At 48.4% G+C, this 14726-nt stretch carries 18 protein-coding genes and 1 riboswitch; of the genes, 17 read left to right on the top strand and 1 reads right to left on the bottom strand.

Annotated features, from left to right (window positions below; genetic code table 11):
- Positions 1–101 precede the first annotated feature (101 nt).
- The 10 genes from deoB to def all read left to right on the top strand — a co-directional run bounded on the left by deoB (position 102) and on the right by def (position 7379).
- Positions 102–1277 carry a phosphopentomutase gene (gene deoB, locus ACFQZT_RS12455; RefSeq protein ID WP_379300151.1) on the top strand — a complete coding sequence of 392 codons (1176 nt, stop codon included), beginning with the start codon at positions 102–104 and terminating at the stop codon, positions 1275–1277.
- Positions 1278–1306: 29 nt separating this feature from the next.
- Positions 1307–2134 (top strand): purine-nucleoside phosphorylase, encoded by an 828-nt coding sequence (locus ACFQZT_RS12450; RefSeq protein WP_379300149.1) that lies wholly within the window; start codon positions 1307–1309, stop codon positions 2132–2134.
- Positions 2135–2284: 150 nt separating this feature from the next.
- Entirely contained in the window at positions 2285–2719 is a 435-nt protein-coding gene (locus tag ACFQZT_RS12445; protein WP_379300147.1) for a flagellar protein, read from the top strand.
- Positions 2720–2897: 178 nt separating this feature from the next.
- Positions 2898–3287, top strand: a complete 390-nt coding sequence (locus ACFQZT_RS12440; RefSeq protein WP_379300145.1) for a hypothetical protein — start codon at positions 2898–2900, stop codon at positions 3285–3287.
- Between the two features lie 260 nt (positions 3288–3547).
- Entirely contained in the window at positions 3548–4726 is a 1179-nt protein-coding gene (locus ACFQZT_RS12435; RefSeq protein WP_379300143.1) for a D-alanyl-D-alanine carboxypeptidase family protein, read from the top strand.
- A gap of 127 nt (positions 4727–4853) precedes the next feature.
- Positions 4854–5207, top strand: coding sequence for an anti-sigma F factor antagonist (spoIIAA, locus tag ACFQZT_RS12430; RefSeq protein WP_379300457.1), 354 nt, complete (start codon positions 4854–4856; stop codon positions 5205–5207).
- On the top strand, positions 5204–5650 hold the full coding sequence (gene spoIIAB, locus ACFQZT_RS12425) for an anti-sigma F factor (RefSeq protein ID WP_379300141.1): 447 nt from the start codon (positions 5204–5206) through the stop codon (positions 5648–5650). The genes spoIIAA and spoIIAB overlap by 4 nt, the downstream gene beginning before the upstream one ends.
- A gap of 12 nt (positions 5651–5662) precedes the next feature.
- Positions 5663–6418, top strand: coding sequence for an RNA polymerase sporulation sigma factor SigF (gene sigF, locus ACFQZT_RS12420; RefSeq protein WP_379300139.1), 756 nt, complete (start codon positions 5663–5665; stop codon positions 6416–6418).
- A 185-nt stretch (positions 6419–6603) separates the two neighbouring features.
- Complete coding sequence (locus ACFQZT_RS12415; protein WP_379300137.1) at positions 6604–6870, top strand: helix-turn-helix domain-containing protein; 267 nt, start codon at positions 6604–6606, stop codon at positions 6868–6870.
- Positions 6867–7379, top strand: coding sequence for a peptide deformylase (def, locus tag ACFQZT_RS12410; protein ID WP_379300135.1), 513 nt, complete (start codon positions 6867–6869; stop codon positions 7377–7379). The genes ACFQZT_RS12415 and def overlap by 4 nt, the downstream gene beginning before the upstream one ends.
- 65 nt (positions 7380–7444) lie before the next feature.
- Here def and ACFQZT_RS12405 read toward each other — a convergent pair whose 3' ends face one another.
- A complete protein-coding gene (locus tag ACFQZT_RS12405; RefSeq protein ID WP_379300133.1) occupies positions 7445–7654 on the bottom strand; it encodes a DUF378 domain-containing protein in 210 nt (69 codons plus the stop codon).
- 179 nt (positions 7655–7833) lie between these two features.
- Here ACFQZT_RS12405 and ACFQZT_RS12400 point away from each other — a divergent pair, with 179 nt between their 5' ends.
- The 7 genes from ACFQZT_RS12400 to ribD all read left to right on the top strand — a co-directional run bounded on the left by ACFQZT_RS12400 (position 7834) and on the right by ribD (position 14718).
- A complete protein-coding gene (locus ACFQZT_RS12400; RefSeq protein ID WP_379300131.1) occupies positions 7834–8466 on the top strand; it encodes a stage V sporulation protein AA in 633 nt (210 codons plus the stop codon).
- Complete coding sequence (locus ACFQZT_RS12395) at positions 8463–8885, top strand: stage V sporulation protein AB (protein ID WP_379300129.1); 423 nt, start codon at positions 8463–8465, stop codon at positions 8883–8885. The genes ACFQZT_RS12400 and ACFQZT_RS12395 overlap by 4 nt, the downstream gene beginning before the upstream one ends.
- A 36-nt stretch (positions 8886–8921) precedes the next feature.
- A complete protein-coding gene (locus tag ACFQZT_RS12390; protein WP_379300127.1) occupies positions 8922–10529 on the top strand; it encodes a spore germination protein in 1608 nt (535 codons plus the stop codon).
- 165 nt (positions 10530–10694) lie between these two features.
- The gene (gene lysA / locus ACFQZT_RS12385) at positions 10695–12026 is read left to right on the top strand and encodes a diaminopimelate decarboxylase (protein ID WP_379300125.1); all 1332 of its coding nucleotides are present in this window, start codon (positions 10695–10697) and stop codon (positions 12024–12026) included.
- Between the two features lie 170 nt (positions 12027–12196).
- Positions 12197–12379, top strand: coding sequence for a hypothetical protein (locus ACFQZT_RS12380; RefSeq protein ID WP_379300123.1), 183 nt, complete (start codon positions 12197–12199; stop codon positions 12377–12379).
- A gap of 174 nt (positions 12380–12553) precedes the next feature.
- Entirely contained in the window at positions 12554–12985 is a 432-nt protein-coding gene (locus ACFQZT_RS12375) for a peptidylprolyl isomerase (protein WP_379300121.1), read from the top strand.
- A gap of 209 nt (positions 12986–13194) precedes the next feature.
- A riboswitch (FMN riboswitch) is annotated at positions 13195–13379 on the top strand.
- 220 nt (positions 13380–13599) lie between these two features.
- Entirely contained in the window at positions 13600–14718 is a 1119-nt protein-coding gene (gene ribD, locus ACFQZT_RS12370; protein WP_379300119.1) for a bifunctional diaminohydroxyphosphoribosylaminopyrimidine deaminase/5-amino-6-(5-phosphoribosylamino)uracil reductase RibD, read from the top strand.
- The last annotated feature ends 8 nt before the right edge of the window (positions 14719–14726 follow it).

Genomic DNA, 14726 nt, shown 5'->3' with positions numbered 1-14726 from the left:
GCGGCATTCTCCGTGAGAGGATGTCGCTGTTTTGCATTCTTTTAATGGAAATGAGATAATACAAGGTGGTTAAAACTAGCTATCGATTTGGAGGGAAGCAGGTGCGCTTCGAACGGATTTGTTTAATCGTACTTGATAGTGTAGGCATTGGCGAGTTGCCTGATGCCGAGCGGTTTGGTGACAATGGCTCACATACACTGGGACACATTGCTGAGAAGGTCAAAGATTTCTCGCTGCCGAATATGCAGCAGTTAGGTTTAGGTAATATTGCCGAATTAAAAGGTATTCCAGCCGTTAATAACCCTGAAGGCTATTTTGGTAAAATGGCGGAGGTTTCCGTTGGTAAAGATACGATGACGGGCCATTGGGAATTAATGGGGCTCCGCGTATCCATTCCTTTCAACGTCTATCCGGATGGTTTTCCTGAGAAACTGATCCGTCAATTCGAAGAAGAAACCGGGCGCAAGGTCATCGGCAACAAGCCGGCTTCGGGAACTGAAATTTTGGATGAGCTGGGCGAGGAACAAATGAAGACGGGCGCTTGGATCGTCTATACGTCGGCTGACAGCGTATTTCAGTTAGCCGCCCATGAGGAAATAATTCCGCTCGACGAATTATACCGCGCTTGTGAAATAGCCAGAAAGCTAACGCTGTCCGAAGAATTTGCAGTTGGGCGTGTCATCGCCAGACCTTACCTGGGCAAGCCGGGCGACTTCAAACGTACGCCGAATCGTCACGACTATGCCGTGAAACCTCCTGAACCTACAGTGATGAACCATCTTAAGGATGCAGGTCTTGACGTCATTGCGATCGGCAAAATTAATGATATTTTCGATGGTGAAGGGGTCACGAAAGCAACTTCGACCAAAAGCAATCTGGATGGCATTCAGAAAACAATCGAGACACTTGGGACTTCGTTTAAGGGCTTAGCCTTTACGAACCTCGTGGATTTTGATTCTTTGTACGGCCATCGCCGCGATCCTGAGGGATACGGCAGAGCGCTGGAGGAATTCGACTTGTATGTACCACAGCTCAAGGCAGGTCTTGGCCCGAAAGATTTGCTTATTCTCACAGCGGATCATGGGAATGACCCGATCCACGCCGGCACCGATCATACCCGTGAATATGTGCCTGTACTGCTGTACAGCCCAAGCTTGCAGTCCCCAGCTTCGATTGGCATTCGAGCGACATTCGCCGATCTGGGAGCTACGATTGCCGAGAACTTTGGGGTAACCGCGACAGGGAACGGCGAGAGTTTCTTGAACCTTTTAAAATAAATGTAAGAAAAAGTTAAGGAGGACCCCCTATGTCCGAAACGACCCTCATTCAAAAGATTCAAGAAGCAGCAGCTTATATACGAAAAGAAACCGGCATCCAGCCGCAAATCGGGCTTATTCTTGGCTCGGGACTTGGCGTGCTTGCCGATTTAATTGAGCAGCCTATTGTCGTGGATTATGCCCGGATTCCACATTTCCCGGTATCCACCGTTGAAGGTCATGCTGGGGAATTGGTTGTAGGAACCATTCAAGGTAAGCAAGTGCTGGTGATGAAAGGCCGTTTCCATGCCTATGAAGGCTATGGCGCGGAAACCGTCTCGTTCCCTGTCCGCGTGATGAAAGAGCTAGGAGTTAAGACACTGATCGTGACGAACGCAGCCGGCGGCATTAACACGTCCTATCAAGTAGGCGATTTGATGGTGATCAGCGACCATCTCAACCTCACTTTTCGCAATCCGCTGATCGGACCTAATGATAACGCGCTGGGCGCGCGCTTCCCGGATATGTCGGAAGCTTACAGCAAACGTCTGCGCAAGCTGGCGCATGATGTGGCCGCATCCCAAAGCTTTATGCTGCAAGAAGGCGTTTATGTCGGTCTGCTGGGTCCAAACTATGAGACACCGGCAGAAATTCGCATGTTCCGTACGCTTGGCGGAGACGCTGTTGGGATGTCCACCGTGCCGGAAGTGATCGTGGCTCGTCATGCGGGTATCGAGGTGCTCGGTTTTTCCTGCATTTCGAATATGGCCTCCGGTATTCTGGATCAGCCGCTTTCCCATGACGAAGTGATGGAGACGACGGAAAAAGTGAAACCGAAATTCCTCAAGTTGGTTCTAGGCATCATCGAAGCATTGTAATAAAGACGCGGCAAGCTATATCCAAGGCCGTTCAGAATTTAGATTTTCTTTATGAAAATTTAAGCATCTTTAGACCTATGATTTAGGGCGTGGTCATGCTACAATATAGTCAATTAGAACTATATCTCCAAAACAAGGATGTGATGGAGCATGACCATTCCCCAATTATTAGTAGCCAACTGCCCGCGCTGCGGGAAAGTTTTTCAAAAAAATTTAAGAAATCTATGTTTGGATTGCAGTAGCGGCATAGATGTCTTGCTTAATAGCAGTCTGGATTTTTTGCGTAAACACCATCGTTCTACCTGTGAACAAGTCTCTGCCGCAACCGGTGCGACGCAGGAGCAGTTGACCGCGTGGATGAAGGAAGGCAAATTGCTGCTTTCGGATTATCCGAATTTGCATTATGCCTGCGCCAGTTGCTCGCGTCCGATTCGCAAGCATAAGCTGTGCACGGATTGCACATCTCGCTTAAATAGAGACATTCGAGAGCTCCGTGACAAAGAACAACCGGCTCAAGTCCGAAGAGAAAGAGCGGCGAGTTCGATTGGCAGCTTCCAAATACGCGAGAGACTGAGCAGTGTGTAAATTGTTACGAAATAGGTAATAGTAAAAGTAATGTCCTCCGAAAGGAGGATGTTTTCATGAATCGACCGTTCACAATTTTGTCACACAATTTTCAATGTTTTGCCATCAATCACGTATGGGATTGTCTGGACTTGTTAGGTAAAATAGATGAAGTGAACACAATATGAGGGGGATATGCATGCAAAAGTGGATTTTCTTTGTGTTATTTATACTTGCGGGCGCACTGGGGCTGGGAGTCCTCTTTCAAGATATTTCCGCACGCCAAGATGCTAAGGCTGCAGAAGCTGCTGCAAACAAAGGTCAACAATTGAAAATTGTAGCTTCAAACTGGCAATTTGACCAACCTGATTATAAGATCAAGAGCGGTGAACCTACCAAAGTATCTTTATCCTTAAAAGAGGGCGTTCACGCTATCGATATTACGGGTCAAGGTGTAGATATTAAATTATCTAAAGATAATCCTTCCCAGCAGTTTACATTCGATAAACCAGGGACATATGAAATTCAATGCGTTCTTCCTTGCGGAGAAGGACACGCGAAAATGAAAACGAAATTGGTTGTAGAATAATAGAATATCCATCAGAAGGGGGCTCATGCAGCTCCCTTTTTTAATTTCATTTATACGATGAGGTATTTGCTATGAGGAACACTTTCCAATCAGGAGAGTGCTTTTTTAATTTTCCCAGTGTTGGAATATTTTATAGGGAAATCGTCAACACTGATTAGCAGTAATTCACGCTGCAAAGGCAATGCTTTGCTTTATACGTCAGTCTAAGCTTACGAAGCCAGTTTTGCTGGCGCAAAACTCTTAGGAGGGGTAGAATCGCTATGCTAAAAAAAGGGATTATAAGTCTCATTTGTTTTCAGTTATGCATGCTGCTTCTGATGCCTGCTGTTTTTGCTGAAGAGAAGAAAGCCCAATCGGTAGATCTGACGCCTAATGCGCAGTCGGCCGTACTGATGGATGCGGATACCGGTACTGTAATTGTAGACAAAAATAAAGATACCAAACTTCCGCCAGCCAGTATTACGAAAATCATGACGATGCTGCTCATTATGGAGGCCATCGATCAAGGTAAAATCAAGATGGATGAGAAAGTGCGGGCGAGTGAATATGCGGCTTCGATGGGCGGATCGCAAATTTTCCTTGAACCAGGCGAAGAGATGACGGTACAAGAGATGCTCAAGGGAATCGCAATGGCTTCAGGCAACGACGCTTCGGTCGCAATGGCCGAGAAAATCGCGGGCTCCGAAGAAAACTTCGTGCAAATGATGAATGAACGCGCCCGGCAGCTGGGGATGAAAAATACCCACTTTTCTAATTGTAACGGCTTGCCTGTAGAAAATCACTATACAACGGCGAATGATATCGCCATCATGTCCCGTGAACTGCTTAAGCATGATGAGATTACGAAATTCACAGGCGTCTATCAAGATTACCTGCGTAAAGAGACAGCAAACCCTTTCTGGCTAGTAAATACAAATAAGCTGGTACGCTTCTACAGCGGCGCGGACGGGCTCAAAACCGGTTATACGAGCGAGGCTAAGTTTTGCTTAGCAGCTACTGCGAAACGGGACAATTTGCGCGTAATCGCTGTCGTGCTGGGCGAGCCAAATACGAAAACTCGCAATGCGGAAGTGACGAAGCTGTTCGATTTCGCATTTGCCCAATTCTCGAATTACCCATTGTTTAAATCGGGCGATAGTCTCGGTCATTTTACGGTCAATAAGGGCGAAGTTTCGACAGTACCGCTTGTAGCTAAGCAAAACTACAGCATTCTGATGAAAAAAGGCGAAGGCACTGAGCACATTCGACATGAACTGCAAGTGGATCCGAACCTCAAGGCGCCAATTGCTTTAGGGCAGCCGATCGGTAAAATTGTCGTGTACAATGGCGACACTGTGCTCGCTGAATATGCCTTGGAATCCCCGGTTGCTGTGAATAAGGCATCTTGGTGGAAGCTGTTCAAACGGACAACCTCGAATTTGTTCCATACGGATGGATAGGGAGAATCATCGAATGAACTCGTTTTTCTTCTAGTTTTAGCGCTTTTCTTCTAGTTTTGTCGGGTGGCAGGAAATCCCATCTTCCCTGTAGAAATCTAGTTTTCATGACTGGGAAGGAGTGAACATGTTGAGCCTGCAAATTGAATTTGAGCAAGGACGAAGAGCGCTGATTGTCAGATTGAAAGGCGAGTTGGATCATCATACGGCAGATAGCGTGAAAGCGAGGATGGAGGAAGCGATCGCTAAAGAGGATACGCGGCACCTCATTCTCAGCCTGAGGGATTTATCCTTCATGGACAGCTCAGGTCTTGGCGTCATTCTTGGTCGTTATAAACAAATTACGGGCAAGGGCGGCAAGATGGTCGTTTGCGACGTAACGCCTGCGGTGTACCGCCTGTTCGAACTGTCCGGGTTATTCAAAATCGTGTCGATTCAAGATAATGAAAGATCCGCGATCTCCAGTCTGGAGGTTGCGCTATGAGTGATAAAAACTTTATGACGCTGCAGTTCGCCAGCCGTTCGGAGAATGAAGCGTTCGCGCGTGTTGCCGTCGCTGCTTTTGTCTCACAGCTGGACCCGACGTTAAATGAATTGACCGATATAAAAACCGTTGTCTCAGAGGCTGTGACCAACTCGATTATTCATGGCTACAATAACCGAACCGATGGCGTGATCACGATTTCCACGCAAATCGATGAGGATATCGTCCACATCACCGTGGAAGACAACGGCGCAGGAATTGAAGATTTGGAGCAAGCGAAGCAGCCTCTTTATACGTCTAAACCTGAGCTTGAACGTTCAGGCATGGGCTTTACGATTATGGAAAACTTCATGGATGAAGTGGAAGTTGTGACGGCCGTCGGAATCGGAACCAAAATAAAAATGATGAAGCGAATTGAATCTAAAAAAGCTTTATACAATTAGGGGTTTGATCTTATGGATGTCGATTTGAAACACGCCTCTCACAGTTATTTGGACGACACGGAAGTCAAACGGTTAATCGCCCTTAGCCAATCCGGAGACGGTCTGGCTAGAGAAACGCTTGTCAGCTGTAATATACGGCTGGTTTGGTCTGTTGTTCAACGTTTCTTGAACAGGGGATACGAGGCCGATGATTTATTCCAGATCGGTTGTATCGGGCTGCTCAAGTCCGTAGACAAATTCGATCTATCTTATGATGTCAAATTTTCCACATATGCGGTGCCGATGATTATCGGTGAAATTCAGCGTTTTCTGCGCGATGACGGGACGCTTAAAGTGAGCCGCTCGCTGAAGGAAATGGCTAACAAAATCCGCAAGACGAAAGATGAGTTGTCCAAAAGACTCGGTCGCCTCCCCACGATCAAAGAGGTCGCGGAAGAGTTGATGATCACGGCGGAGGAAGTTGTGTTCGCGCAAGAAGCGAATAAGCCGCTGTCATCGATCCATGAGACCGTATTCGAAAACGACGGCGACCCCATCACTTTGATGGACCAAATCTCGGACGAATCCGGGGAAAAGTGGTTTGAAAAGCTGGCGCTGAACGAAGCTATAGGTACGCTCTCGGAGCGGGAACGACTGATCGTGTATTTGCGCTATTTCCGCGATCAGACGCAGTCCGAGGTGGCTAGTCGCTTAGGGATATCCCAAGTACAGGTTTCCCGTCTGGAAAAAAAGATCCTCCAGTCCATCAAAGATCAGATTGCACAATAGCTGTTCCACAAAAACAAACGCCCTTCTATGCGAAGAGGCGTTTGTTTATTTTGGGTTAATACGAGACCTCCGTTTAGTCTCCCACTCCTTCAGCGCAGATAAACATCTTTCAATCTGAGTTTAAAAGGTGTATATTAGGTAATACCTAAATAATTTAGCTAATACCTAATATCGAGGTGATCGGATTGATCGTTTGGATGTTAAGAACTATCATGGCTCAAAGGGGCATATGGACAGGAGCAGCTTTAGCGCGACTTCTGCGGGAAAATGCGAATTATCAATTATCCGCCCCGTCTATCAGCGCGTTAATGAACGAACAGCCGAAGCAAGTAAAAGCAGAGACTTTAGATGCTCTATGTACCGTACTCGCTTGTACGCCGGGCGATTTGTGGGTTTTCACACCTGATCCTGATCGAACTGCGCTCAGTCGAAACGAGGTGAAGGTTCGATGACACAAAGGGAGATCCTTCCTTTCGGGGATCCGGCTTTAAGGAAAAAAGCGAAACCGGTAACTGAGCTCAATGAAAAATTATTCAAGCTGCTTGATGATATGGCCGAGACTTTGTACGCAAAAGAGGGTAGAGCTGGTCTGGCAGCACCGCAAGTAGGCATTTTACGAAGGGTAATCGTCATGGATTGCGGCAGTGGGCTAATAGAATTGATAAACCCCGAAATGTTGAAAATGAGCGGCGAGCAATACGGACCGGAGGCTTGCTTGTCCTTCCCCGACTATACAGGCAACGTCAAACGGGCCCAAAAAGTGAAAATTGGCACCCTAAACCGGAGCGGTGAATGGGTTGAAATGGAAGGCGAAGGCTTCTTAGCCCGCTGTATGCAGCATGAGATGGATCATTTGGATGGCAAGTTGTTCATCGATCATGTGAATGAGCCATTCCTATATCACGAGCATACGAATCATAAAATAAGCCTTATGGAAGTTATTCGTTTATCTAATTCATGAAAAAAGCCGCAAACTCTCCATTTTTTTGGGGGAGCAGCGGCATTTTGTTTTTTTTTGGACAAGTTTCATTTGACTGCGGATCTCTCATCGAAATAGAATCGGACACAATATAATCCGCAAAGTCCTACCAAAGTATAAACCACCCGACTTAGCCCGGAAGACGCCCGATGGGAATCCCCTCCCAATAAAGCAGAAACCAAATCCCACTCGAAAAGCCCAACCAGCAGCCAATTCAGCGCTCCAATGATAACCAGAGTCAACGCAAATTTTGCCATGTTATCACCCTCTTTGTTAGGAATAGTTGCTTTTTATTCAACTTTACTATGCCATTATTGTAGGAATTTTATTCAATTACCTGGCAGTAGGAGGATTTACCATGGAAGAAGATGATTATGGGTTAGAAAGATTTTGCATACTACTCCTACACATACGGATAACTCTAAGGAGTGAGTAAATGGAACACGCAGCCGCACCCTACCTCTACATCCGGCTTCGTCGGAGAGCCCGTGTTCGCAAAGGAAAACCTGTACTTCTAAGCGACATCGCGCAAATAATCGTTGATCCTGAATATGAGGTTTCACTCCGTGATCTGATTATTCACAAACCTCAACATGAAGATGGCAACCGAGTGCTCATCGATATGATGCTAATTGTCCGAAAGGTCAAAGAACGTCACCCTGAACTGCAAATTGAGCATTTTGGCGAGCCTCACGTGCTGCTTGAGATTTATACCGACAACAAGAAGCCGAATCCGATTCTAATCGGGATGGTATGGCTGCTTTTGTTTATCGGCTCAGGGTTGGCGATTATGAACTTTCATGCCGATGTCAGCATGTTAGAGGTTCATAGGCGCATCTACGAACTGATGACGGGGAAAAGAGTCGATCATCCGCTTATTTTGCAAATTCCATATTCCTTTGGCATTGGCATAGGGATGGTGATTTTTTTCAATCATTTATTTAAGAAGAAATTCAACGAAGAACCGAGTCCGCTGGAAGTAGAAATGTTTATGTATCAGGAAAACGTGAACCATTATGTCATAACAGAGGAATACAGCAAAATTCATAAGGGAGACGACGTCAAGTGATTGCACAGCTGGGGGAAGCTGTTCTTGCCGCATTCGTCGGACTCGCCGGCGGCATCGCTGTGGGAAGCGGAATGGTGGCTTTTCTGGTCGTGCTGGACATAATTCCGAGGCTCGCCCAAATCACTCGTTCCTTCCATAAAATCCATACGTATGAAGCGGCAGTCGTGGCCGGTTCGTTGGTTTTCACTTGGGTCGATTTTGGAGACGGCAAGTTGCATTTATTCCCGATGGGGACCGCCTTGGTGGGATTGTTTGCGGGGTGTTTTGTCGGGATGCTGGCCGCTGCATTGACGGAAATCATCAATGTGCTGCCCATTCTCGCTAAAAGGCTTGGCATGGGATCCTATATGATTTTATTGCTGATGGCCATGATATTCGGCAAAGTGATTGGATCTTTATTCGAGTGGCTTCTTTATTGATAAAGAGGAAAGGAAGAAAAAGTTGGAGGGATCTAGATGAAAGTTATTGTGAAAGCAGGAGATTCGAGCGAGAAGGGCGATTCCCCGCATCAAGGGCAAGAACAAAAATTGGCTGTCGATGAGGAAGGAAATCTCTCTCCGTACAATCCGGAAACGGATATGACACCTCGAGAAAAAGCATTGAAAATTCAAGAAGACATTCCGCGCAATTTGCGGGAAGTGCAAAGAGTGCTGGAGGAACGTGTTGGCCTCAATCGCAGTTTCGATCTGGTGCTTAGAGAGATGGTGTTCGGCTCCAAACGTGTAGGCATTTTCTATTGTAACGGATTTGCGAAGGATACTGTGTTAACGGACATCATTACCCGCCTGTCCTATGCGGACAAAGAAGCGGTTTCGCACCATACAGTCGAAGCGTTCATGGAAAAACTGATTCCGCATATTCAAGTGAAAAGCTATAAGAAGATGTCCGAGGTTGTCGGTCAAGTGCTGATGGGCGGTACGGGACTTTTCATCGAAGGCGAAACTACGGCTATTGCGATCGACGTCAAGAACTATCCGGCACGTTCCACGGAAGAACCGGATTTGGAGCGGGTTGTTCGCGGCTCCCGTGACGGCTTCGTCGAAACGATGCTTATTAATGTGACGCTCGTTAGGCGCAGGATTCGCGATGAAAGATTAAAGCTTGAGATCATGCAGATCGGGAAGCGGACCAAGACGGACGTCTGCATTGCCTACATTAATGATATCGCCGATGCCAATTTGGTGGAATCCATCAAAGATAAGATCAAACAAGTCCAGATTGACGGACTTCCGCTCGGTGAAAAGCAACTGGAGGAAGCCATTGTCAATAAAGGCTGGAATCCCTATCCCATGGTACGCTTTTCCGAGCGGCCTGACGTCATATCGGCTCATTTGCTGGAAGGCCACGTATGTTTGTTCGTAGACACTTCACCGAGCGTAATGATTTTGCCTTCGACGTTCTTTCATCATGTTCAACATGCGGAAGAGTATAGACAGACACCGTTTATCGGTACCTATTTACGATGGGTGCGGTTCGCCGGGATGATGGCATCCTTGTTCTTGTTGCCGCTCTGGTATCTGATGGTTGCTGACCCTTCGTTGAAACCGGCAGGGTTGGAGTTTCTCGGCCCGCAAAAGCAAGGAGCGCTTCCTTTGCTCGTGCAATTTCTTCTGGCCGATATCGGAATTGATCTGATGAGGATGGCGGCCGTGCATACGCCTACTCCGTTAGCCACTGCGATGGGCTTGGTTGCAGCGATCATGGTCGGAGATATCGCGGTGAAAACAGGGCTGTTTATCAACGAGGTGATCCTGTACTTGGCACTGGCTTCGATCGGTATGTTCGCCACGCCAAGCTATGAGCTGGGGCTCGCCAACCGAATAACAAGATTAGTTCTACTCATCGCTGTGGCTATTTTCAAGGTGCCGGGACTAATAGTTGGAGGCACCCTGTGGCTATTGTGGCTGGCAACGCGGAGATCCTTTAACTCACCGTATATGTGGCCCTTAATTCCATTTAACGCCAAGAGTTTCTTCTCCATTCTGCTGCGCAGACCTGTGATGGACAGCAAAACGCGACTCAGCTTAACGAAGCCTGTCGATGGTACTCGGCAACCGAAATAAGAGCGAAAAAAAGGACATGGAACCATCCTGTCCTTTTTGCTGTTTTGTCGAAGAAGTGTATTGTCAAAACCGCTTCCCTTATGGTACGTTTAATAGAAATGCCCTTAAAGTAGCTTCGGCGGAATATTGGAATAGCAATGTGTAGGAAGAGGGGAAAACAAAGCTATGTATTTGCACGGTACGAGTAAAATAAATGATCAAGGCCACCTCGAAATTGGCGGTGTCGACACGACTAAGCTGGTTGCCGAGTATGGTTCACCCTTATATGTTTATGATGAAGCGCTTGTACGTCAGCGCTGTAGAGAATTTGTAGAAGCTTTTCAGGCTTCCGGTTTAAAATTTCAAGTAGCTTATGCCAGCAAAGCATTTTGCGTTATGGCGATGTGCCGCATCGTCAGCGAAGAAGGGATGTCGCTGGATGTTGTCTCCGATGGCGAGCTGTTTACGGCGCTGCAAGCAGGATTCCCGGCAGACCGGATCCACTTTCATGGCAATAACAAAACCCCGGACGAAATCGCGATGGCGATCGACGCCAAAATCGGCTGTTTCGTGGTCGACAATTTCATCGAGCTTCACCTGCTGAATACAATAGCCTTTGAGAAACGCCAAAAAGTGAAGATTTTGCTGCGGATTACACCGGGTGTAGAGGCGCATACGCACGAATATATTTCGACAGGACAAATCGATTCCAAATTCGGTTTCGATTTGGGGAACGGTTCCGCATTCCGTGCCGTTCAAGAAGCTTCGCAATTAAGCAATTTGGAGCTTCTAGGCGTACATTCCCATATCGGTTCGCAAATTTTTGAAGTTGACGGGTTCCGTATCGCGGCTGAGAAAGTAGCTGATTTTGCGGTCCAAGTGCGCGGGCAAATCGGGTTTACGTTCAAAGTAATCAATCTTGGCGGCGGTTTTGGCATTCGCTACGTGGAAGGAAACACGCCGCTTCCTGTTGCGGTATACGTCAAAGCAATCACAGACGCAATTAAAGAAAACTTCGGGAAGAACGATTACCCGCTGCCTGAAATTTGGGTAGAGCCGGGCCGCAGCATTGTTGGCGACGCGGGAACTACGCTTTATAGCGTGGGAACAACCAAAGACATTCCAGGCGTTCGCAAGTATGTAGCCGTAGATGGCGGGATGACCGACAATCCGCGTCCAGCCTTGTACGAGTCTGAGTATGAAGCGATGCTGGCTAACCGAGCTACCGAAGTCCCTGAAGAGGTCGTATCCATTGCCGGCAAATGCTGTGAAAGCGGCGATATGCTAATCTGGGATCTCAAATTGCCTAAAGTTAACGTAGGCGATGTGCTGGCTGTATCCTGCACAGGAGCTTACAACTATGCCATGGCAAGCAACTACAATCGTATCCGCCGTCCGGCTGTTGTATTTGTAAAAGAGGGTCAAAGCGATCTCGTCGTAAAACGCGAATCTTTTGACAACATTGTCAGTAACGATGTGATTCCTGCAAGAATGAAACAAGTTAGCGGAACCGTTTAAGATCATTGATTTGAGCGAAGAAACCAGGAGCCGAACTCCAGGTTTCTTTTTTGTTGTATAGAAGATCATAGAGCAGTCTTTCCCAGGCCACCTTAAACGAATAAGCGCAGCTTGCTTTGCGCATAGTAAAGTTCGACGCAGGATACCAGCAGAGTAGGGAGAGAATCACGATGGCTAAAAGCAAAGGTCAACAAAAAGCTCACGGAATTGGACAAGTAGAAGACCAATTGAATAATCAGGCGCAAGCTGCGGAGGAAATGCAAGGGCTTAATGAAGCCGATCAGCATGTAATTGCAGCGGCGCAAGAAGAAAGCTCGGAACTGAATGAAGTCATTGAACGAGAAATAACTTGAAGGCATGTATGGTTAAGGGCGAATAGGAGCAAAGAACCACCATCTTCGAATGAAGAGCCGGTGGTTTTTTTGCGTGGATGAGCAGGAGTTTCCTGAAAAAGTAGGCTCCGGTTTGTGAAATGGACGCATTCATAGTAGAATAAGGTATTATTGTCTAAAAGGAGTGGACCTCACATGGCCAAACAAGCAAAAATTAAACTCGCAGGCGGCGGAGAAGTCGTTATCGACCTTTTCGAAAACGATGCACCGAATACGGTTGCCAACTTTGAAAAACTAGCAAACTCCGGTTTTTACAACGGACTTGTCTTCCACCGTGTCATTCCTGGATTCGTCGCACAAGGCGGTTGTCCATCCGGTACGGGCACAGGGGGTCCTGGCTACCAAATCAACTGTGAAATCAACCCGAACAAACATGAGCGCGGAACACTCGCAATGGCTCATGCAGGCAGAAACACAGGCGGCAGCCAATTCTACATCTGCTACGCACCACAGCCGCACCTTGATGGTCAACATACGGTTTTCGGTAAAGTAACGAAAGGTATGGAGCTTGTCGATGCGTTCAAAGGCAGAGATTTGATGGAGAAAGTTGAAGTTGTTGAAGCATAGTTCATAAGCAAAAATAAGGCTGCCCACAGGTTCGAAAAACCCGTGAGACAGCCTTTGCTTTAACTAAGCAAGCGAGTTGAGCATAGATGGTGGAGATTCCTATCCCGTCCTTCTGAAAAAAGACCTTGCTTTTTCCAAGACCTAGTGATAAATTCATAACCAAAGAAATCTGTTTCTCGCGAGAGTTACATGATGACTTTTATAATGTGTGCAACCTTCGGGGCGTGGTGAAATTCCACACCGGCGGTGATACGTTTGGAAGGAAATCCATACTTCCGATCGTTCAGTCCGTGACCCGTTTTGAAGCTCAGCGGTACCTGACATACAGCTTCGCTACGGCTGACCCGGTGCAATTCCGGGACCGACAGTATAGTCTGGATGGGAGAAGGAGAACGCGAATACCAGATTCGCTATGCACGTTTGTACATTTTTTCACATGGACATAAATTCGGCAGGTCTGTCTTTATCGATGGACGGGTCGTTGTTGTTTGATTTGAGCAAAAATGTGGACAAACGCGTGTAGATGAAGCTTCTTCGTGTTACCTACAATCTCTAGCCCCTATCCTATACTGGATGGGGCTTTTTTGCATTCGATTTTTACTTAGGAACGAGGGGTGGACGTCACGCAGTTATTAAATGACGAAGCCTACATGCGGCTCGCGCTGCAAATGGCGCAGAGTGCGCTTGGGCAGACGGGGATTAACCCTGTTGTCGGGTGCGTCCTCGTGAAGGATGGACGCATCGTCGGTATGGGAGCGCACCTGAAGCGTGGGCAAGGACACGCGGAAGTGCTCGCCTTGCAGATGGCCGGCGAGGAAGCGAAGGGCAGTACGGCTTATGTGACACTGGAGCCGTGCAGCCACTACGGGAAGACGCCGCCATGCAGCGACCGGCTCATCGAAGCCGGCGTGACGCGAGTCGTCGTCGCCGGTACCGATCCGAACCCTCAGGTCGCGGGTTCGGGCATTGCCAAGCTGCGCGCCCACGGCGTAGACGTGACCGTCGGGCTGCTGGAATCGGAAGCCTCGGCCATGAACGAGGCTTACAATAAGTTTATCGTCACGCGCATGCCCTTCGTGACGCTCAAGACGGCGAGCACGCTCGACGGCCGGATCGCCTCGAAGACCGGCGACAGCAAGTGGATCACGTCCGAGGCGTCGCGAGCCTTTGTCCATACCCTGCGCCACCGGCATCAGGGGATCATGGTCGGCGTTGACACCGTCATCGCCGACGACCCGCAGCTGAGCGCGCGCGGCGACGTACCGGCTGTGCAGCCGGTACGGATCGTCGCGGACTCGCAGCTGCGCATCCCGCCGGGCGCCCGCGTGCTGCAGGAGCAGGATCGTCAGCCGACGATCCTGCTCGCGAGCGCACAGGCGCCCGCTGAGCGGCGTGCCGCGCTGGAAACGCGCGGCATCGAAGTGCTCACCTGCGGCGACGGCCCGCAGGTGGATCTAACGCTCGCCATGCGTCAGCTCGGCGAGCGCGAGATCGGCTCCATCCTCCTCGAGGGTGGAGGCCGATTGAACGGCGCCATGCTAGAGCGGCGCCTGATCGACAAGCTGGTGCTGATGTACGCGCCGAAAATTATCGGCGGCGGCAGCCTGGCACCAGGGAATTTCAACTTCGCCGGCTTCGCGAAGATGGCGGAGGCGATTGAGCTCGACCGCGTGAAGGTCGAGCAGTTCGGTCCCGATATTAGCATTACCGGCTATCCGATCTACAAGGGATGAATATCGAA

Origin of the sequence: Paenibacillus sp. GCM10027628 (assembly GCF_042676385.1) — a bacterium.
Taxonomy (GTDB): Bacteria; Bacillota; Bacilli; order Paenibacillales; family NBRC-103111; genus Paenibacillus_E.
Note: the sequence above shows the minus strand (reverse complement) of the source record. Positions and strands in the feature narration are given on the sequence as shown.